A 20,782-nucleotide genomic window follows, 5' to 3' on the forward strand; every position below is an offset into this window, starting at 1 on the left:
CGACGAGATGACCGAACTGACCGACCAGGAGACCGCGGATCCGACCGTTGTCGACGAGGCCGCCACGGCGACCGAGGCACCGACAAGCGGCGAGGCGAGCGATCGTGAGGCAGACAGCGCGCCGGACGCAGACCTCACCGGCGAGGATGGTGCGGACGACACCACCGACACCGCCTCGGCCAAGGAGGCGCCCGCCGATCTCGAGAAGGAGGGGGAGGTTGCTGCCGACTTCCTCGAGAACCTCCTCGACATCTGCGACCTCGACGGCGACATCGACGTCGACATCGACGGTGACCGCGCTGCCGTGGCGATCGTCGACTCCGAGGAGGGGCGCGTCCCCAGGCGCCTCGTCGGCGACAACGCCAAGGTCCTCGACGCGTTGCAGGAGCTCACCCGCCTGGCCGTGCAGTCGGCGACCGGACACCGCAGCCGGCTCATGCTCGACGTCGCCGGCCACCGCGCCGGTCGCCGCGCCGAGCTCGTCGAGGTGGCCAAGGTGGCCATCGCGTCCGTCAAGGAGTCGGGCGAGCAGGTCGCCCTCGATCCGATGACCGCATTCGAGCGCAAGGTCGTGCACGACGAGGTCCTCGCCGCCGGTCTGTCCTCCGAGTCCGAGGGCGTCGAGCCCCGACGCCACGTCGTGGTCCTTCCCGCGTGAGCGATGTTTCACGTGAAACGGTGACGGACGAAACGTTCGACATGACCCCGCCAGCCGCACCTTCGGGTGCGGCTGCGGTCTTTGCCGACCGTATGCCGTCCGCCACCCGATTCGTCGAGATCCTCGCCGACACCGGAGTGACGCACGGGCTCATCGGACCGCGCGAGGTCCCCCGTCTCTGGGAGCGGCACGTCCTCAACTGCGCCGTCATCGAGGACGCCTTCCCCGTGGGCGCCAAGCTCGTCGACGTCGGCTCCGGCGCCGGCCTGCCCGGGATCGCACTGGGCATCGCCCGCCCGGACCTGGATATCCACCTCGTCGAACCGATGCAACGTCGCACGGACTGGCTCAGCTCCAAGGTCAGCGAGCTCGGACTCGACAACGTCACCGTGCACCGGGGCCGCGCCGAGGAGCTCGTCGGCGTGCTCTCTGCCCCGTGGGTCACCGCCCGCGCCGTCGCCCGCATCGCCAAGCTCGCCCGGTGGTGCGTTCCCCTCCTCGACGGGCGCGGCACCGTCGTCGCCATGAAGGGCCGCTCCGCACAGGAGGAGCTCGACGCCGACCGGCGCGAGCTCAACAAGCTCGGCCTCGTGGCCGACGCCATCACCGCCCACGGATCCGCCGTCCTCGACGAACCCACCCTGACACTCGATCTCACCTTCCAGCCCAAGACCCGCGTCGCCAAGGGCAAGAAGAAGCGCTGACCCTTCTTCACTGCGGCTCCGGTCCTCCTCATCGGGGCCGCTTCGTTTCGATGCTGTACGTCGCAGCGAAGTGCTCGTTCGCCGCAGTCCCATCCGCGCTCCGGGCGTAGACCGCGCTCCGCGCTCCCGCCAGACCCAGCCAGCGGCGAACGAGCACTTCCCTGCTCCCGTTTCGCACCGCCCAGCGTGGTCCCGGTGGTGAAATCTTCCGCCCCTACCTGTGTCACCGCTGCGTCCTGCTACTTCCGCTCCCAGCCCCCACCGTGGTCCGGTACGCGCGACACGTCACCCTTGTGGTCGTTGGAGACCTTCCCGCAAACTCCTCTCCCAACACGACTCGTCATCCTCCATGACGGGTCCGAGGCCGCGCTGTGAGGTCACGGGGAGACGGAGCCACACCGCGAGTTGGTTCGCGAACACGTGACATGGGTGGGGCGGCGTTTCACGTGAAACATGACTACAGCGGCGGGGACCGGGTGGAGTGGTGGTTGTCCGTGTCGCCGCTGGCTGGGTCTGGCGGGAGCGCGAAGTGCGGTCTGCGCGCGCAGCGCGGATGGGACTGGGGCGACACGGATGACCACCACGGACACGACCACGGACACCCGATCCACGTCATGTTTCACGTGAAACGTTGTGCTGTGAGCGGAACTCCCGAGGTGGAGGTGCTCGGGGTTTGGCGTGTCGGGGGTGGTTGGGTTTGGATTGGGTGTTCCCGACCAACGACTGTGAGGTGGATCCCGACGATGGCAGTCGAGGCCGTACGCCGCGTGACCCCTGGGCTGGGATTTCCCGCCCTTGCCGGCCCCGAATCCGCTCCGCTGGGATGGCCTGGTCCAGATGGCGTCGACCGGGGAGATGTTTCACGTGAAACGACCGTTTTGCGGGCAGTTTCTGAGCTGAATGTGACGTCAAGCGCTGAGGCGTCGGCTGGGGACGAGGCCTCAGCGGGGGAGACTGACTCGGTGACAGTGACTGAGGGTGTCGACGACGTTTCACGTGAAACGTTGCCTATCGAGTCGGAGAAGGCCGCCGATGCGCTGGACCGCGTGTCCCGCGAGGTGCAGGAGGGGGACGTGGCCGACATCCCGGCTGCTGGAGCGGACACACCCTTGGCCCAAGCGGTGGCGGCGGACACTCGCAAGCGGATGACTCTCGCGGGGCGGGAGCTGCCACGCCCGGCCCAGACCCGCGTGCTCACCGTGGCGAACCAGAAGGGTGGGGTCGGCAAGACGACGACCACGGTGAACGTCGCAGCCGCGTTGGCTCAGGCGGGTGCGACGGTGCTGGTCATCGATCTCGATCCCCAGGGCAACGCGAGCACGGCGCTGGGCATCGACCACCACGCCGAGGTCCCGAGCATCTACGACGTGCTCGTGGACGGCGATCCCTTGAGCACGGTCGTGCAACCCTGTCCAGACGTGCCAGGACTGTTCTGTGCACCGGCGACGATCGACCTGGCCGGCGCCGAGATCGAGCTCGTCTCGCTGGTGGCTCGGGAGACACGGCTGCAGAGAGCGGTCTCGAAGTACGTCACCGAGCTCACCGAGCAGGGGCAGGCCCTCGACTACGTGTTCATCGACTGCCCGCCCAGCCTTGGCCTGCTCACCGTGAACGCCTTCGTTGCCGGCAGTGAGGTGTTCATCCCGATCCAGTGCGAGTACTACGCGCTGGAAGGGCTGTCGCAGCTGCTCAAGAACATCGAGCTGATCCGCGACCACCTCAACCCCAACCTCCATGTGTCGACCATCCTGCTCACCATGTTCGACGGACGCACCCGGCTCTCGGCCCAAGTCGCCGACGAGGTTCGCAGTCATTTCCCCGACCAGACGCTCAAGGCCTCCGTACCGCGCTCGGTCCGCATCTCCGAGGCGCCCAGCCACGGTCAGACCGTCATGACCTATGACCCCAACAGCAGCGGCGCCCTCTCGTACCTCGAGGCCGCCTCCGAGATGGCAGCGCAGAACGCGGCCGAGAACAGTGAGGATCGCTCATGAGCGACAAGCGACGTGCCCTCGGCCGCGGACTCGGCGCCCTCATCCCACCCGGTGCCGGTGGCGCGACGAACCGCCCCACCGACGTCTTCTTCAAGGAGCGCCCCCCGGAAGAAGCGGGGTCCGGAGCGGTGGACCCAGCCTCACGTCCGCCCGCGGACCCGGATTCCATCGACATCCCCGGCGGTAGCCAGGAGGCGGATCGAACCACGGACCGGGACGCATCGTCGCAGGTCAGCGGCCCCCACGCTGGTGAGCAGTCCTCGTCCACCACTTCGGACAGCCCTGAGCTCGTGACCGTTCCGGGTGCCCGGTTCGCGGACCTGCCTCTCGACGCCATCCGCCCCAACCCACGCCAGCCACGCACGGTCTTCGACGAGGACGATCTCGCTGAGCTCGTCCACAGCATCCGTGAGATCGGCGTCCTGCAGCCCGTCGTCGTCCGCCCCATCTCTCCGGACGCCACCGATGTCCCCGAAGGTGTCGAGTTCGAGCTCATCATGGGCGAGCGCCGATGGCGGGCCAGCCGCGAAGCCGGCAACGACACCGTCCCCGCGATCATCAAGGCGACCGAGGACGACGACCTCCTGCGTGACGCGCTCCTGGAGAACCTGCATCGCAGCAATCTCAACGCCCTCGAGGAGGCCGCTGCCTACCAGCAGCTCCTCGACGACTTCGCTTGCACCCAGGAGGAGCTCGCCACCCGCATCGGTCGCTCGCGTCCCCAGATCAGCAACACCCTGCGCCTGCTCAAGCTGCCTCCGATCGTGGCCCGCCGCGTCGCCGCCGGAGTCCTCTCCGCAGGGCACGCCCGCGCCCTCCTCGGCGTCTCCGACAACGCGGCCATGGAGCGCCTCGCCCAGCGCATCGTCGCGGAGGGTCTGTCCGTCCGCTCGGTCGAGGAGATCGTCTCCCTCGGAGTCGAGGACGAGAAGCCGGCCAGGCGTCGTCCCCGTGCCGGTGGGCGCCATCCGCAGCTCGACGACCTCGCCGCCAGCCTCTCGGACCGCCTCGAGACCCGCGTCGGCATCGCGCTCGGCAAGGCCAAGGGAAAGGTCACCATCGAGTTTGCCTCCGTCGAGGACCTCAACCGGATCCTCGACGCCATGCAGCTCCGCTCACCCAGCTGAGCCTCCTTCGGGCGAGGCCCTCCTGCCCGCTTCGCGTGAACCCCCCCGTGCGCCGCAGTCCCATCCGCGCTGCGCACGAGACGCTCCTGCCCGCTGCGCGTGCACAAACCCGTTCGCCGCAGTCCCATCCGCGGTCCGCGCGCTGGCCGCGCTCCGCGCTCCCGCCAGGCCCAGCCAGCGGCGAACGGGCTTGTGCTCGCTCCGCTCCGTCCCACATGCGCCTCGCGAATTCGGTTGTGCTGCACCGTGATTCGCTTCGATCGTGACACGACAACGCCCCCCGGCGTGTGGCTGGGGGGCGTCGTCGTGTGGTGGGGAAGCTGTCAGGCGAGGAAGGGCTCGAGCTCGCGGAGGAGCTTGGGCTTGGGCATGGCACCGACGATGGTCTTGACGATCTCGCCGTCCTTGTAGACGTGCATCGTCGGGATCGAGGTGATGCCGAGCTTGCCGGTGACGGCAGGGTTCTCGTCGGTGTTGAGCTTGACGACGTCGAGGGTGTCGGCGTGGTCGCGCGCGATCTCCTCGAGGACGGGGGCGATCGCCTTGCAGGGACCACACCAGGGGGCCCAGAAGTCGACGAGGGTGACCTTGCTGTTCTTGAGGACGTCAGCCTCGAACGAGGCGTCATCGGTGGTGCGGGTGGCTCCCATGGGCTGGGGTCCTTCCTGGGTTGGGGTCAAAGGGCGGGCTTGGTGGTGTGGAGGGGTGGTCAGGGCGCGACGAGCGTCGCGATGAGGGCGGCGTCGCGAGCCGGAGCGTCCTCGTGCTCGATCGCCGCGATGAAGCGCTCGGCGTCCAGGGCGGCAGCGCAGCCGGAGCCCGCCGCCGTGATGGCCTGACGGTAGGTGTGGTCGACGAGGTCTCCACAGGCGAAGACACCGGGCAGGTTCGTGCGCGTCGAGCGGCCCTCGACGAGGACGTAACCCTCCGCGTCCAGGTTGACGACGCCCTGGATCAGCTCGTTGCGCGGGTCGTGGCCAATGGCGATGAACAGGCCTGTGACCGCGAGCTCGCTCGTGGCGCCGGTGGTGGTGTCACGCAGCGTGACACCGGAGAGCTTGTCGCCGCCATGGATCTCGGCGACCTCGCTGTTCCAGGCGAACCTGATCCTGTCGTTGCTCAGCGCCCGGTCGACCATGATCTTCGAGGCGCGCAGCTCGCCGCGCCGGTGCACGATCGTCACGCTCCGCGCGAACTTGGTGAGGAACGTGGCCTCCTCGACGGCGGAGTCGCCTCCACCGACGACGGCGATGTCCTGGTCGCGGAAGAAGAAGCCGTCACAGGTCGCACACCACGAGACGCCGTGGCCGGAGAGACGCTTCTCGTCGGGCAGTCCCAGCTCGCGGTAGGCCGAACCCATGGCCAGGATGATGGCCCGGGCACGCCAGGTGCGGCCCTCGCCGTCGACGACGCTCTTGATCTCGCCGTCGAGCGAGACCGACTCGATGTCGTCGGTGACGAGCTCGGCGCCGAAGCGCTCGGCCTGGGCACGCATCTCGTCCATGAGGTCCGGGCCCATGATGCCGTCACGGAAGCCGGGGAAGTTCTCGACCTCGGTCGTGTTCATCAGGGCACCGCCAGCGGTGACGGCTCCCTCGAAGAGGACCGGCTGGAGGCTGGCGCGAGCGGCATACACGGCAGCGGTGTAGCCCGCCGGGCCGGAGCCGATGATGATGACGTTGCGGACGTCCTGGTCGTCGGTCGCGATCACGGTCGCGTCGGCGGAGGAGCTCACGAACACCGTCCCTTGTGGCTGTGGTGGGGACCAACCGCTACATGCGGTGGTCACGATGCAACTGATCCTAGGCGCTCGGTGTTCCCGACACGTGGCCCGACCCGCGGTCAGGGAAGGGCCACCGGACCGGCGAGGACGGCCGGGTTGTCGGTGGTGCAGTCCCGAGCGACGGCGTATGCCGTCCGCTCACCTCCCACGGTCACGATGACGACCGCTGCGGGTGCCCCGTCGAAGACCGCGAGATCGACCTCCGCGGCCGTGGCACGGGGGAGGCCGAGCGCCTCGAGGCAGGAGCGCACCCCCAGCTCGGTGCCGATCGGACCGATGCTCGGGGCCTCGGCCGTCAGGGGGGGCACGGGGGGTGCGCTCGCGGGCTCGTCCAGCTGAGTCCTGAGGGCGGCAGCCGTGTAGGCACGTCCCGACTGCCGCACGACGACCGCTCCCGGATCGGCGTCACGCAGACGCTTCCCGGTGGTAGTCAGGTCCGAGTCCTGAGGGCCGGAGGCGTCCGCATCGGGTGGCGACCCGGTGAAGGACTCGGCGTCACTCGCTGCGCTGTCGGACACCGCGCCCCCAGCGGTGCTCTCCACGCCCGACTGCCGGTCGAGAAGGCCCAGCTGTCCGCTGACCAGCGCTCCGCCCCCGAGGAGGACGACCGCAGCGACTGCGGCGTGACCTGCGTGTCTGCTCCACCAGGACCGTCGCGTGTGGGTCGGCGTTCCACGTGAAACGCCCTCGGGAGATGCGTGGGTCTCGCCTTCAAGCGCAGGCTGCTCGGCCAGCGAGGCGTGGATGCGGCGGACCAGGTCGTCGGGCATCGGCCCCGGGTCCGGGAGCCCACGCAGTAGCGCGCGCATCCCCGTCGGGTCCAGATCGTCGTCCTGCGCGCTCACCACCAGCTCCTCATCCCAGGTCTCGTACCGGCCGCACCAGCGTCAGGGGGCCGACGCCAGCGGACACGCCACTCTCGATAGGACGTCACGACGTGGCCTCAGGTTCCCGGGAGGCGCCCTCTGCGGGCCGGCCGAGGAGCTCGGCGAGCGCCGAGCGGCCGCGCGCGCAGCGCGACTTCACGGTGCCCACGGGCACCTCGAGCAGTTCCGCGACCTCCGCGACCGGCATACCGTGCATGTCGACGAGCACGAGGACGACGCGCTGGTGCTCCGGGAGCCCGGCGAGGGCCGCTCGGACGTCGAGCCCGGTCTCGGCCTCACCGTGCCGGTCGTGCGTGTCGATGATGTCGATGTCAGCCGCGTCACCGGCTCGGCGCAGCACGTCCCGCTCGCGCCGGAGCCGGTCGAGGCAGGCGTTGACGACGATCCGGTGCAGCCACGTCGAGACAGCCGCGTCGCCGCGATAGGACCCGGCACGCCGGAACGCGTTGATGAAGCCCTCCTGCACGCAGTCCGCAGCGAGCTCGGGGTCGCCGGTCGTGCGCACGGCCACGGCCCAGAGGCGGTCCTTGTGACGGCGGAAGATCTCACCGAAGGCCTCGGTGTCGCCGGCGACGTGAGCGGCCATGAGGGCGCGGTCGTCAGCGCCCTCGACATCGGCCATGTCAGTTCTTGACCTCGACCTCGCCGAGAAGGGCGCGGTAGCGGCCGGTGCTGTCGGTGGTGAGCCCGGTGAACCAGACGATGACGTACTGACCCTGGGTGCCTGCCTTGACCGGGAAGGTCACCGGGCCCTCGACCCCGGCCTTCTCGCCCACCTTGATGGCCGAGCTGAGCGAGCGCTCGCTGTTGATGTAGACCGCGACGTCGGCCTCGTTGGTCAGGGTCAGCGTGACCGAGCGGGCGGCGACGTTGGGACCGAGGTCGACGCTCACGCCGACACCTTGCTTGAGCCCGCCGAACTCGGCGGACGAGTAGCCCTCGGACTGCCACGAGGTCGACGGGTTGCCGTCGAAGACTCGAGGCGCCCGCGTGCCGTTCTCGCGCCCGTCGCCCTGGGGGTCGAAGCCGTCCGCGCCGAGGATCTGCAGCGGCTCACCGGTCGTCGCGCTCGGGCTGGCGGTGCCAGAGCCGGTCGGGGTGGGGCTGCGGGTGGCGCTGGGAGTCGAGGCCCGGTCGGGCACGCCACCGAAGTCGAGGTCGGTGTTGGAGCCGATCTGCATCACTCCGCGCACACCGAAGGCGAGAGCGAGCACGAGGAACGCGGCGACGATGCCGAGCGCGAGCTTGGACTCGCGCCGGTTGAGCGGCTGGGCGGGCACGAGGGGCGCAGGTGCCTCGAGGAACGCGTCCCTGCCGGTGCCGGGCCGCAGGCGTTCGCCGTCGGGTGTCAGTCCGGGAGCGTTCGGGCCGGTGACCCGCTCACGGAACCCGCGGCGCTCGGCGGCCTTCTCGGCCGCCCGGTCCCCCACCTGGCGGCCCAGGGACCCGACGCGTGAGCCGACTCGGCCCACGGCGCCCGCCACGGCCGAGCCGGCCCCGGCCATGGCCGCGCCGGCAGCGGAAGCAGCTGCGGCAGCCCTCGCGGCGGCTGCGGCGTTGGTACCTGGCGTCGGGCGAGGCGACCTGGCGGCGGCATCGTCCGGACGCGCAGGGGTGTCGTCGTCCGAGCCGCGGCCCGCCTCAGGCCCTGGCCCGGTGTCGTCATCGCCCGAGGGAGGAGCGGGCCGGACCGGCTGCAGCTCGGCGGTGCTGTCGAGGTCGCTCCTGCCAGGGGTCTCGCCAGCTGCAACGGCCGGGTCGGCCACCGGGATCGCCTCGGTGGCCGGGGTGGTCTCGATGGTCTGGGTGGACTCGTCGGGCGCGGTGTCCGCGAGCCCGGAACGGTCGATGACCCTGGTCGGCACGTCCTCCGCGGGGACCTCGTCCGACTCCCTGCTCTCGACCGGTTCGAGCGGAGCAGTGGACTCGTCCGGCACCGCCGCGCCCGCCGCGCCAGCCGCGGAGGCTGCGGGGGTCGCGGAGGTGGGACGAGCGGACGGAGCGAGCGCGGCCGGGGTCAGCGCCGTCGGCACGCGCGGGTCGACCACACCCGTGGTCGCGATGGTGGACCGTCCGGCGACCTGGCGTGACGGCCAGGGGGCGATCTGGCGGGCGAAGTCACCCGGCGACGTCGGTCCCTGGTCCTCACCGAGCGTCAGGCGGCACAACGCGTCGAGGTCTCGCGGCACCCCCGCCGCGATCTCGGACGGGGCAGCGACCCCGTTGACGACGCGCGGAGCGGGCCCGAGCGACGTCTGACCCTCACCCGGCCACAGACCGGTGAGACCGGCATACGCCAGGGAGACGACGCCGATGGCGTCGCGACGGGATGCGTCCTCGGACTCGAGGTCGTCCAGCTCGAGGAGAGCGGCGGTGGTGGCGACACCGCGCACCCGCACCTCACCGTCGAGGGTGCGCAGGACGTCCTCAGGACGCAGGTCGAGGTGGTGCAGGCCACGCTGGCGGGCCGACTCGAGGGCGGTGGCGACCTCGCCGACGATGCGGCGCACCTCGTCGGCCGGCAGGCCACCCTCGTGGACGAGCTGGGCGAGCGAACGGGCACCGGCGCTCTCGGCCTCCACGACCCAGGCAAGGCCGCGCTCGCGACCGACGTCGAGGACGCGGAGGAGGGTGGGAGCCTCGAGACCGGCGGCGCGGCGAGCGGCGTCGAGCAGGGCGCTGGCACGGTGGTCCTCGTCGGGGAGGCAGAGCACCACGACGGAGCGCCCGAGGGTCGTGTCGTCAGCGGTCCAGCGTTCGCCCCCGTGGCGCTGCTCGATCCTGCGCTGCGTGGTGTACCGCCCATCGAGGGTGGTTCCCGGTCCGACGCCCTCCAACGGGTGCCCCTTCCGCTCAGTGTGGCGCCCATCCTAGGCGGGGCCGGGGTCCCCGACCCGGCTCAGTCTCCGGCGAGCCGTTGCCAGGCGATCCGGGCGATGCGGCGCTCGTTGGGGAAGGTGAGGTGCCGGTGCGCATCACGCAGCGCGAACCACGCGACGTCGATCGCCTCGTGGTCGGGGTCGTTCTCGATGGTGAGGACACCACCGACCGCCTCGAGGAGGTAGTGGTGGACGTACTTGTGGATCCGCCGGTCACCGACCGCGAACCAGTAGTCGATGGTGCCCAGCTCGATGAGGACCTTGCCCTGTATGCCGGTCTCCTCCGCGACCTCGCGGGCGGCGGTCTGCGGGAGGGTCTCGGCACCTTCGATGTGTCCCTTGGGCAGGCACCACTCGACCCGGCCGGCGCGGTTGCGGCGGGCGATGACGGCGATCCGCGCCTCTCCGTCGTGCACGTCGACCACGACACCGCCTGCGGATCGCTCCTCGACCGCAGGAAGCCGCCGGGTGACCCGGGGTGGTTCCGCTGCGGCATGGCTCATCTGGTCACTCTAACCACGCACCCTGATGCACCTACTCTTGTCACTCGTGTCACCCACCCCACCGCACACCCCACCTCCGGCCGCGCTCATGGAGCAGGCCGTCGCCCGTCTCGCCCCGGTGCTGCCGCTCCTCACCGAGCTCGGCGCACGGTTCACCGGGGCCGGTCACGAGCTGGCCCTGGTGGGCGGTCCGGTGCGTGACGCGTTCCTCGACCGGACCCCTCCTGACCTCGACTTCACCACGAGCGCCTCGCCCGACGAGACCGAGGCCATCCTGCGTTCGTGGGGGAGCGCGACGTGGGACATGGGTCGCGAGTTCGGGACGATCGGGGCGCGGCGACGCGACGGCGGGGTCGAGACGGTCGTCGAGGTCACGACCTACCGCGCCGACGCCTATGACGGCGTGACCCGCAAACCCGTCGTGGCGTTCGGCGAGTCGCTCGAGGAGGACCTCGTCCGCCGCGACTTCACCGTCAACGCGATGGCGCTGCGCCTGCCGTCGCTGGAGTTCGTGGACCCCCACGGAGGTTTGGCCGACCTCCGGGCCGGCGTGCTGCGCACCCCGGCTGCACCGGAGGTGAGCTTTGGTGACGACCCGCTCCGGATGCTGCGGGCCGTGCGCTTCGTCGCCCAGCTCGGAGTGGTCCCGGCTCCTGAGGTGTATGCCGCGATGCAGGCCATGTCGGCCAGTCTCGCGATCGTCTCGGCCGAGCGCGTGCGCGACGAGCTGGTCAAGCTGGTGCTCGCTCCCCGGCCCCGGGCGGGCCTGGAGCTGCTCACGGCGACAGGGCTCGCGGCGCACGTGCTGCCCGAGCTCCCGGCGCTGCAGCTGGAGGTCGACGAGCACCACCGCCACAAGGACGTCTACGACCACTCGCTGATCGTCCTCGAGCAGGCGATCGCCCTCGAGGGTCCGGCCGACGGGCCGCCCGAGTCGGTGCCGGGGCCGGACCTCGTCCTGCGCCTCGCGGCCCTGCTCCACGACATCGGCAAGCCGGCGACGCGCCGCTTCGAGCCCGCGGGAGGTGTGAGCTTCCACCATCACGAGGTCGTCGGCGCCAAGCTGACCGCCAAGCGGCTCAAGGCGCTGCGGTTCGACAAGGACACGGTCAAGGCGGTGTCTCGGCTCGTCGAGCTGCACCTGCGCTTCCACGGCTACGGCGACGGGCAGTGGACCGACTCGGCGGTGCGGCGCTACATCACCGATGCGGGACCGCTCCTTCCCCGACTGCACCGGCTGACCCGCGCCGACTGCACGACCCGCAACGTCCGCAAGGCGCAGCGGCTGTCGCGCACCTATGACGAGCTCGAACGTCGGATCGACCTCCTGCTCGAGCAGGAGGAGCTGGCGGCGGTGCGGCCCGAGCTCGACGGCAACGAGATCGCCGAGGTGCTCGGCATCCGCCCCGGTCCGGTGCTGGGCCGGGCCTACAAGTTCCTCCTGTCGGTGCGGCTCGACGAGGGGCCCATCGGACCCGAGGCCGCTGCCGACCGGCTGCGCACCTGGTGGGCCGACCAGCCCGAGTCATCGAACCGCTGAACGGGGAGTTCTCCCCATCGTGCGCACCGGCGCCGCAGGGCTAGGCTGGCTCGGATCATGAACGGCGCCCGGTGAGGGCGCTGCCCCCGACTGCCTGGAGGTGGCCCCGATGCCCACGGTGGGCCACCCGAGCGCGCTCAGCCCCCAGCTCCCGACCATCGAGCTGGCCGTGCCCGACAGCTGGGTCGTCGAGCCGGGCGGTGACGCGCTCTTCCGCGCCGTCCACGGCAGGGGAGGGGACCTCGCACCGCGGCTCACGGCATACGTGCACACGTCGCGTGACGCGACTCCCAACGAACTCGTCGAGGATCTCGTCGTCGAGGCGGAGGCCCACGACGAGGGCGAGGCCGACCCGACGTTCGTCGTCGACCTCGACGGCCGCAGCTGGACCGGCCTCAACGTCTCCTGGATCGAGGACGGCGAGCCCGTCTACCTCGTGCACCTCCTCACGTCGGTCGACGCCGGCGAGGTCACCCAGCTCGTCCGCATCACCGGACGCATCGCCGGCCCGGACTCCGAGCGCGACTACGACGAGGTCCAGGACGCCATGGAGACCGCGCGGGTGAGCCCCGCGGGCGGAGCCGGCGCGTGAGCGGCCGTCACTATGCCTCCCTCACGGGTCCGGACGTGCACATCCGCTCGGGCGCCGCGACCCACGTCGGCCGGGTGCGCGCCCACAACGAGGACAACCTCATCGCGGAGGGTCGCGTCTACGCCATCGCCGACGGCATGGGCGGTCACGCTGCCGGTGAGGTCGCGAGCCAGATCGCGGTGCAGTGCCTGGGCGAGCTCAACACCCGCGAGCACGTCCGCTCCGAGGACGTCGTCGCGCTGCTGCGCCGCACCAACGACCGCATCCTCGAGTCCGCCGGGCAGCACCCCGAGCAGACCGGCATGGGCACGACCGTCGCCGGGCTCACAGTCGTCGACGCGGGCGGCGCCGACCACTGGATCGTCTTCAACGTCGGTGACTCCCGCGTCTACCGCTTCCTCGGCAACCGGATGAGCATGGTCACCCAGGACCATTCCGAGGTCCGCGAGATGGTCGACGCCGGACTCATCACCGCAGAGGAGGCGCTGCGACACCCGCTCCGCAACATCATCACGCGCTCGCTCGGCACCGAGCCGGGGCCCCACGCCGACGTCTGGGTCTTCCCGCCGCACCCGGGTGAACGCTTCGTCCTCTGCAGCGACGGCCTCTCCAACGAGCTGGACGACCGCACGATCATGGTGGCGCTGCAGAAGTACGACGACCCCCAGCAGGCTGCGGACTCGCTCTGCCGGGCCGCCGTGGAGGCCGGTGGTCGTGACAACATCAGTGTTGTTGTCGTCGCCTTCGACTCCGACGAAGATGACAGTGACGAGGCCGACACGGCTCCCCGTCACACCCTGATGCCGACCTGAGGACGATCGCAGTGAGCAGCACCGAGGTCACGACCCAGCCCGCCGTCGGGTGGGTGGCGCTGTCGGCCGACGACCGTCACCTCATCGTCCGGGGGCCCTCGGTCGTCGCGGACGAGCTCCGCGGTCCACTGGAGTCGGGCCTCGTCGAGGTGCTCGAAGCCCTGGGTCGTGACGGTCTCCGGGCCCTGCCCGACTTCGCCCTCGTCGACGCCTCCGGCGAGCAGGCGCGAGTGATTGTGCGCGGCGAAGCCACCGTGCGGGCCGACGGTTCTGCCGTCACCGCAGACGGGCGTATGCCGTGGCGTGACCTGGATGTCGACGCTGCGGTGCTCGAGCTGGGTGACGGTCCGAAGGGTGGCTGGCGGCGCCCCACCCGTCTGGGTCGACCAGTCGGCGTCGCCGCGCCCGCGCCCCAGCCGGAGCCCGAGCCTGACCCCCAACCGGAGCCAGAGCCCGAGCCGGACCCCCAGCTCGAACCAGAGCCCGGAGTGGAGCAGGAGGCGGCGGCCGTGGCCGGCGAGTCCGAGCCTGAGGTCGACACAGAGCCCGAGGTCGACGCGGAGCCTGACGTCGACGCGGAGCCGGACGCGGATGCGGAGCCGGAGCCCGCTGAGGAGTCCGCCCCCGACGTGCCCGAGCTGCCACCCGCCGCCCCGCCGGTGCCCCCGGCCGACCTGACGCTGCCACCCTCCGAGGAGTACGCCGGATCCCCTCCGGCGCAGCGCATCCCCCCGGCCGCCGTGGCCGAGTCCGGCAAGAAGGCCCTCATCGACAGCGTTCCGTGGCGCACGCTCCCCGAGGGGCAGGGCGCTGGTGCCGCCCCGTCCCCGGTGCCCGCCCCGGTCCCGGAACCGCACCCGGCCGACGGGCCCACCGGACCCGACAACTGGGGCATGACCGGCCCCGCTCCCCAGCAGCCGCCGTCGGTCGACGAGCCCGCACCTCCGCCCGTGGCCGACCGTGCCCCGGCCGCGAACCCGGCCCCCGACGTGACGATGGACCGCAGCGCGCTGACCCCCGGCACCGAGGGTCCGGCCGACAGCCCGGTCGTCCTGGCCGTCATCTGCCCGGCCGGTCACCACTCCTCACCGCACGCGAGCACCTGCCGGGTGTGCGAGCGAGACATCCCGACGCAGCAGCCGTTCCAGACGCCCCGCCCCCAGCTCGGGACGTTGCGGGTCTCCTCGGGTGGCGTCGTGCCGCTGGACCGCGGGATCCTGCTCGGCCGCGCGCCCAAGGTGAACGCCGACCTCCCTCCCAGCAGCCGCCCCCACCTCGTCCGGCTCGCCTCCCGCGACAACGACATCTCCCGCAACCACGCCGAGGTCATCCTCGAGGGGTGGCACGTGCTGGTGCGTGACCTCGGCTCGACCAACGGCACGACCGTCACCCTGCCCGGACAGGAGCCGGTGCGGCTGCGCCCGACCGAGGACTTCGGCATCGAGCCGGGCGCCATCCTCACCCTGGCCGACGAGGTCTCCCTCACCTACGAGGTCTCCGAGTGACCCGAGCAGCACCGGACGCGGCCCCCGACATCCCGGGCCTCGTCTATCGCCAACCCCTTGGCTCGGGAGGCTACGCCGACGTCTTCCTCTACGAGCAGCAGCAGCCCCGCATGCCGGTGGCCGTCAAGGTGCTCAAGCGAGAGGGGCTCACGCCCACGATCCTGAGGCAGTTCGTCGACGAGGCCAACACGATGGCCCAGCTCGCGGACCACCCCTACATCGTCCAGGTCTTCCGCAGCGAGACGCTTCCCGACGGCGGGGCCTACCTCGTCATGAAGTACTACCCGCCGCCCAACCTCGCAACCCGGGCCAAGCGGGAGCGGCTCAGCGTCGAGGAGGTGCTGCGCACCGGCATACAGCTGGCCAGTGCGGTCGAGACCGCGCACCGGGCGGGCATCACCCACCGCGACATCAAGCCGGCCAACGTCCTCATCAGCCAGTACGGCGCGCCCGGCCTCACCGACTTCGGCATCGCCGGACGCGCGGTCGGGCAGGAGGAGCACGACGAGGACGTGGGTGTCTCCGTGCCGTGGTCCCCACCGGAGGTGCTCTACGGGCAGAGCAACGGCGATGCCCGCAGCGACGTCTACTCGCTCGCGGCCACCCTGTGGCACCTCCTCGTCGGGCGCTCGCCGTTCGAGCAGCCCGGCGGCGACAACTCCGCCTACTCGCTCATGCCGCGCATCCGGGCCACCCCCGTGCCGCAGACCGGGCGGGCCGACGTCCCGCTGAGCCTCGAACGGCTGCTCGGTCACGCGATGGCCAAGAAGCCCGACACCCGACCCCAGACCGCCATCGACCTCGCTCGGGCCCTTCAGGCGATCGAGCAGGAGCAGCGGTTCGCCCGCACCCCGATCGTCGTCCTCGACGAGTCCGGTCACACGACCGTCGCCGACAGCAGGGGTCAGGCGGCGCCGGAGCACACCGACCCCGACCGCACGAGTGTCCGCGCACCCACGGTGACGTCCGCCCAGTCCTATGCCCCCGGGCCCGCCAGCCGACCGGCCACCACCGAGACCGACGAAGGGCCCCCGCCGACCACCATCAGCGGCGGCGCACTCCTGGCCGGGATCGGCGTGCTCATGGTCCTGCTCGTGGGCACCGTGGTGTGGGCGATCGGCTTCCGCGGCGGCGACGAACCGAGTGACCTGGCGACCGATGCCCCGTCGGCCTCGGTGACCGGCGGCCAGGGCGAACCCGTCGTCGACATCCCCCAGGACGTGGCGATCGACGGCCGGTCCGTCTCCGGTGGAGTCACCTTCCTGTGGAACTACGCCGGCGTCCGCAAGGGCGACTTCTATCGCATGCGCATCGCCGCCAGCGAGGCCGAGGTCGCGCAGGCCGAGGTGACGACCGTGCGCAAGCTGCCGCACACCGTGCCCGCCAAGTCCGGTGCGTCCGTGTGCGCGCAGGTCGCGGTGGCACGCGCGGCCGGCGCCACGTCCGCATACTCACCCATCAAGTGCGTGAAGGGAGGCTGACCGATGGCAGTGACCGTGGAGTTCTGTGGCGAGGAGTTCAGGGCGCCCGATGACGCGCCCCTGACGATCGGGCGCGTCGCCGACGTCGAGATCGACGACAACCCCTATCTCCACCGCGTCTTCCTGCAGGTCCACCGCGAGCACGAGCTGTGGTGGCTCACCAACGTCGGCTCGACGCTCACCGCGACGGTCGGCGACCGCCAGGGACTCTTCCAGGCGTGGCTCTCACCCGGGGCCCGCATCCCGCTCGCGCTCGAGGCCTTCACGGTCTGGTTCACCGCCGGCCCCACGACCTATGACTTCGACATCACCGTCGACGACGCGACGTTCACGTCCATCGTCACCGAGCCCGAGCTGGAGCCCGAGGACTCTCCGGGCGAGACCACGGTCGGTCGGGTCTCCATGACACCCGACCAGAAGCTGCTCATCGTCGCGCTCTGCGAGAGCTTCGTGCGCACGACGTATGCCGGCCAGGGCCAGATCCCGTCCTCCGCCCAGGCCGCCGCCCGTCTCGGGTGGACGACGACGAAGTTCAACCGCAAGCTCGACAACGTCTGTCAGAAGCTGGCCGACGCCGGCACCCGAGGGCTGCACGGTGGTCCCGGCAAGCTCGCCAGCAACCGCAAGTCGCGCCTTGTCGAGCACGCGCTGTCCACGCGCATGGTCACGGAAGCCGATCTCGCGCTGCTCGACTGACTCGGCTTTGTTGCGTATGCCGTTGGGCTGCCTGCGCCTATGCCGGTTCGCCGCAGTCCCATCCGCGCTGCGCGCGCAGACCGCACTCCGCGCTCCCGCCAGGCCCAGCCAGCGGCGAACCGGCATACGCGCTGTCCGCACGTCGCGTCCGCGACCCGTCGACGCACGTCTCGCCCCGCAAGGACTGGCCGGCGCGGATCTGGGGGGGTGGCCAGCGGCGTGACTGGGCTGGTCTTTTGGGTGGGGGTGGGGGTTCGGGGTGACCACTCGTCGCAAACTTCTTCCCTAGTGGGGAGTGACGCGGCAGAATGCACAGAAGTTCGTGCAATGGAGTGCGGACGCCCGGGCTCCGGTCCGGTTCCTTGAGGAGAGACATGACAGCTCGCAGATCCTCGCGCGCGCGGTGGCGTTACCTCGCAATCGCGCCCGCTGTTGCACTGGCCGCGACCGGACTGACCCTCGGGTCGGGCTCCGTCGCTGCCGCCCCCAACCCAGGTCCGGCCAGTGCCGACACCGACGCCGCTGCGTCGCAGGGCTACATCAACTATGTGGCCCCGCGGATGGAGAGCGCCTTCGGGACGGACAAGGCCGTCAAGGTCAACGGCAAGGCGGTGTCGAAGAAGTCGGCTGCCGAGAAGCAGTCGGCGATGGCCAAGGCCAAGCAGGTCGACCGCAAGCACAGCCAGGGCAACCCGGTGGCTGCGCGGCAGCTGGCCAAGCTCGAGGCCGAGGCGATCAAGACCGGCAAGAGCCCCAAGGCGATCAAGGCGACCAAGGCCAAGAAGTTCAAGCAGGCCAAGACGACACAGGAAGCCAAGCTCCTCACGATCCTCGTGGAGTTCAGCGAGACCGCGAACGACGACTTCAGCGGCTCGATGGTCCCCGACGGCTACGGCGCCGAGAACTGTGTCCCCGGCAACGTCCAGAACGGGCCGACGCACAACCAGATCCCCAACCCGGCAGGCAGCGCGCTCGCCGACAACAACTCGATGTGGGTCCCGGACTTCTCGTCCGAGCACTTCAACACGATGCTCTACACTAAGGAAGGCATCACGGAGCGCGTCCGCCCGGACCTGACCGGTCCTGACGGCAAGCCCGGCGTCGACATCTCCGGCTACACCATGAAGAACATGTACGAGGAGATGTCGAAGGGTGCCTACACCGTGGGCGGCTCCGCGACCCCGTGGATCACGGTCCCGCACTCCGAGGGCTACTACGGCGCGACCACCTGCCACAAGGACGAGAACGGCGAGTGGGTCTACAGCGCCGTCCAGGACATGCAGGGTCACCCCGACAACCCCCGCGGTCCGGGCCAGCTACCCATCGACGCCGTAGCCTCGCTTGCCAAGGCGCAGCCGAACTTCCCCTGGGCCGACTACGACCTCGAGGACCAGGGCGACCGCGACGGTGACGGCAACCTCCTCGAGCCCGACGGTGTCATCGACCACGTCGTGCTCGTCCACGCCGGTGAGGACAAGTCCGGTGGTGGGGGCGCCGAGGGCCCCTACGCCATCTGGGCGCACTCGTCGGCCGTGCCCGGTGGGGCTGCGGTCCCCGGCACCAACCTGCGGCTGTCCAACTACATCGTCCAGCCCGAGGACTCCGGCGTCGGCGTCTTCGCGCACGAGTACGGCCACGACCTCGGACTCCCCGACCTCTACGACACCGCCAGTGGTGGTGACTCGGACGTCGACTTCTGGGACCTCATGAGCTCCGGCTCCCACTCGGGCCCGATCTTCCAGTCGATGCCCACCCACATGGGCCTCTGGGACAAGTGGGTCCTCGGTTGGGTCGACCCGGTCCAGATCAACCCCGGTGACGACCCCACGGCCGTCAAGGTGGGCCAGACCAGCCGCACCCCGAAGGGCTCGGCGGACGGTGTCAAGATCAACCTGCCGCCGAAGTCGCTCACCCTGGCCACGCCGCACAGCGGGGCCAACATGTGGTGGGGTCAGAACGACCAGAGCTGGGCGAAGAACACCCTCACCCGGTCGGTCACCGTCCCGGCAGCCGCGGACAGCAAGTTCTGGATGTGGAACAACTACGTCATCGAGAAGGACTGGGACTTCGGCTTCGTCGAGGTCTCCACTGACGGGGGTGCCACCTGGACCCCGCAGAAGGTCTACAACGAGGCCGGCACCGCGGTCACCACGCCAGACGGCTACCCCGACCCCAACGGCAACCTCGCGTCCTTCGGGAACCGCAAGTACGGCCTCACCGGGACGAGCAACGGCTGGCGACACGACTACATCGACCTGTCGCAGTGGAGTGGGAAGACCATCCAGGTCCGCCTGCTCATGGGCACCGATGCAGCGTTCACCGAGCGTGGCTGGTTCGCCGACGACTTCTCGGTCACCGGTGGCGGCGCCACCACGTGGTCCGACGACGTCGAAGGTGGCGCAGCCGGCTGGACGGCGACCAAGGGCACGTGGGTGGACGGTTCGGCGCTGGGAGCGGGCTGGGTCATCGACACCGGCTCGAGCTCGCGCGAGCAGTACTACCTCGTGGAGTGGCGCAACTTCGACGGGTTCGACGAGGGCCTGAAGTACGCCTACGACACGACGTACCAGAAGCTGGGTGAGGACGGAGCGTGGAAGGTCGAGAAGATCAAGTACAACGCTCCCGGTGCTCTCGTCTGGTACCGCGACACGTCGTACGGCGACGCCAACCACGTCCTCAACAACCTCACGAGCCTGCCCAGTGAGGGAGCCAAGGGTGGTCTGCTCATCGTCGACAGCCACTTCGACCCACTGCGACGGACCGGAGCCAACGCGGCCCTGGACCCGAGCACGTTGAAGAACCTGCCGTCCCGTCCGCAGTCGTCCAACGCCGCGTTCAACCTGTTCGGGACCTACCCGTTCAAGGAGTGCTCGACGAAGGCCGACTTCACCGGTGAGGCGTGCAACACCTTCGGTACCCAGGCACCCGTGAAGTCGTTCACCGACAACAAGGGCTGGTACCCCGGCATCGAGATCCGAGGCGAGAGCCTCTTCTACCGTGACGCGGACGCGTCCACGGTGGTTCCGAGCTTGGGCAACGCGCCCTACAGCACGCGCGTCGTCGACGCCAACGGCAAGCCGTTGCCGCAGTACTACGGCCTTGACATCGGCCTGGTGACCCCCCTCGGTACGGGTAACCCGGCAGATGACGGTGTCGGTCTGGGCACGACGGTGACCGTCTCGAAGGCCTACAAGGGCAACATGGCCGCTCAGATCAAGATCACTCCGCCCAGCGCGAAGTAGTCAAGGCGACCGACCACCGGGCCCGCATCCCTGACGGGGTGCGGGCCCGGTGCTGCCCGGAGGTGAACGGACGGCATACCCACGGTCTCGAATGCGGGAGAACTGCGCGAACGCCAGCCACGGTCGCGGCCGGGCCGTAGGTTGGGGCCAACCGGTCAACGACGCCGACCCCCTAGGACCGCCCGACGTGGGTACGGACACCCATGGGGGAGGTGGGGACAGCCGGTAGCATTCAGCACGGCATACGTGGGACTTCTTGACATGACGAGCGGTCCGCAGGTGTGTGAGCACCCACGGGGGGTGAGCATCGGTGCCGGGGGCCAGGCAGGGGCCTCCCCCGATCCGACGTCTGACCCCACCACCGCGACGAGAGGACCCC

17 protein-coding genes are annotated in these 20,782 nt (G+C 70.4%); 11 read left to right on the forward strand and 6 right to left on the reverse strand.

Annotated elements, in window-relative coordinates:
- The first annotated feature begins 7 nt into the window (after positions 1-7).
- The 4 genes from ACFQW8_RS08000 (at position 8) to ACFQW8_RS08015 (ending at position 4,483) form a co-directional block, all read left to right on the forward strand.
- On the forward strand, positions 8-658 hold the full coding sequence (locus tag ACFQW8_RS08000) for a Jag family protein (RefSeq protein WP_380086467.1): 651 nt from the start codon (positions 8-10) through the stop codon (positions 656-658).
- A 20-nt stretch (positions 659-678) separates the two neighbouring features.
- Positions 679-1,362, forward strand: a complete 684-nt coding sequence (gene rsmG, locus ACFQW8_RS08005; RefSeq protein ID WP_380086468.1) for a 16S rRNA (guanine(527)-N(7))-methyltransferase RsmG — start codon at positions 679-681, stop codon at positions 1,360-1,362.
- Between the two features lie 962 nt (positions 1,363-2,324).
- Positions 2,325-3,356, forward strand: a complete 1,032-nt coding sequence (locus ACFQW8_RS08010) for a ParA family protein (RefSeq protein WP_380086469.1) — start codon at positions 2,325-2,327, stop codon at positions 3,354-3,356.
- Positions 3,353-4,483: a ParB/RepB/Spo0J family partition protein gene (locus ACFQW8_RS08015; RefSeq protein WP_380086470.1), complete on the forward strand. Its 1,131-nt coding sequence runs from the start codon at positions 3,353-3,355 to the stop codon at positions 4,481-4,483. Before ACFQW8_RS08010 ends, ACFQW8_RS08015 begins: the two co-directional genes overlap by 4 nt.
- A gap of 323 nt (positions 4,484-4,806) precedes the next feature.
- Here ACFQW8_RS08015 and trxA read toward each other — a convergent pair whose 3' ends face one another.
- The 6 genes from trxA to ACFQW8_RS08045 all read right to left on the reverse strand — a co-directional run bounded on the left by trxA (position 4,807) and on the right by ACFQW8_RS08045 (position 10,535).
- Positions 4,807-5,133 (reverse strand): thioredoxin, encoded by a 327-nt coding sequence (gene trxA / locus ACFQW8_RS08020; RefSeq protein ID WP_380086472.1) that lies wholly within the window; start codon positions 5,131-5,133, stop codon positions 4,807-4,809.
- Between the two features lie 59 nt (positions 5,134-5,192).
- Positions 5,193-6,224 carry a thioredoxin-disulfide reductase gene (gene trxB / locus ACFQW8_RS08025; protein ID WP_380086473.1) on the reverse strand — a complete coding sequence of 344 codons (1,032 nt, stop codon included), beginning with the start codon at positions 6,222-6,224 and terminating at the stop codon, positions 5,193-5,195.
- Positions 6,225-6,325: 101 nt separating this feature from the next.
- Entirely contained in the window at positions 6,326-7,111 is a 786-nt protein-coding gene (locus ACFQW8_RS08030) for a hypothetical protein (RefSeq protein ID WP_380086474.1), read from the reverse strand.
- 85 nt (positions 7,112-7,196) lie between these two features.
- Positions 7,197-7,775, reverse strand: a complete 579-nt coding sequence (gene sigM, locus ACFQW8_RS08035; RefSeq protein ID WP_380086475.1) for an RNA polymerase sigma factor SigM — start codon at positions 7,773-7,775, stop codon at positions 7,197-7,199.
- A gap of 1 nt (position 7,776) precedes the next feature.
- Entirely contained in the window at positions 7,777-9,990 is a 2,214-nt protein-coding gene (locus ACFQW8_RS08040) for a hypothetical protein (RefSeq protein ID WP_380086476.1), read from the reverse strand.
- A gap of 62 nt (positions 9,991-10,052) precedes the next feature.
- Positions 10,053-10,535 carry an NUDIX hydrolase gene (locus tag ACFQW8_RS08045; RefSeq protein ID WP_380086477.1) on the reverse strand — a complete coding sequence of 161 codons (483 nt, stop codon included), beginning with the start codon at positions 10,533-10,535 and terminating at the stop codon, positions 10,053-10,055.
- An 88-nt stretch (positions 10,536-10,623) separates the two neighbouring features.
- Here ACFQW8_RS08045 and ACFQW8_RS08050 point away from each other — a divergent pair, with 88 nt between their 5' ends.
- From ACFQW8_RS08050 to ACFQW8_RS08080, 7 genes are all read left to right on the forward strand, one after another.
- Positions 10,624-12,075, forward strand: a complete 1,452-nt coding sequence (locus ACFQW8_RS08050; RefSeq protein WP_380088625.1) for a CCA tRNA nucleotidyltransferase — start codon at positions 10,624-10,626, stop codon at positions 12,073-12,075.
- Between the two features lie 109 nt (positions 12,076-12,184).
- Positions 12,185-12,667: a hypothetical protein gene (locus ACFQW8_RS08055; RefSeq protein ID WP_380086478.1), complete on the forward strand. Its 483-nt coding sequence runs from the start codon at positions 12,185-12,187 to the stop codon at positions 12,665-12,667.
- Positions 12,664-13,479: a PP2C family protein-serine/threonine phosphatase gene (locus tag ACFQW8_RS08060; RefSeq protein WP_380086479.1), complete on the forward strand. Its 816-nt coding sequence runs from the start codon at positions 12,664-12,666 to the stop codon at positions 13,477-13,479. The genes ACFQW8_RS08055 and ACFQW8_RS08060 overlap by 4 nt, the downstream gene beginning before the upstream one ends.
- Positions 13,480-13,490: 11 nt before the next feature.
- Positions 13,491-14,984, forward strand: a complete 1,494-nt coding sequence (locus ACFQW8_RS08065; RefSeq protein ID WP_380086480.1) for an FHA domain-containing protein — start codon at positions 13,491-13,493, stop codon at positions 14,982-14,984.
- Positions 14,981-16,465: a serine/threonine-protein kinase gene (locus ACFQW8_RS08070; RefSeq protein ID WP_380086481.1), complete on the forward strand. Its 1,485-nt coding sequence runs from the start codon at positions 14,981-14,983 to the stop codon at positions 16,463-16,465. Before ACFQW8_RS08065 ends, ACFQW8_RS08070 begins: the two co-directional genes overlap by 4 nt.
- Before the next feature lie 3 nt (positions 16,466-16,468).
- Entirely contained in the window at positions 16,469-17,161 is a 693-nt protein-coding gene (locus tag ACFQW8_RS08075; protein ID WP_380086482.1) for a hypothetical protein, read from the forward strand.
- Positions 17,162-17,535: 374 nt separating this feature from the next.
- Positions 17,536-20,403 (forward strand): immune inhibitor A domain-containing protein, encoded by a 2,868-nt coding sequence (locus ACFQW8_RS08080; RefSeq protein WP_380086483.1) that lies wholly within the window; start codon positions 17,536-17,538, stop codon positions 20,401-20,403.
- The last annotated feature ends 379 nt before the right edge of the window (positions 20,404-20,782 follow it).

It is taken from the genome of Knoellia altitudinis (assembly GCF_042666355.1).
GTDB classification, from domain to species: Bacteria; Actinomycetota; Actinomycetes; order Actinomycetales; family Dermatophilaceae; genus Knoellia; species Knoellia altitudinis.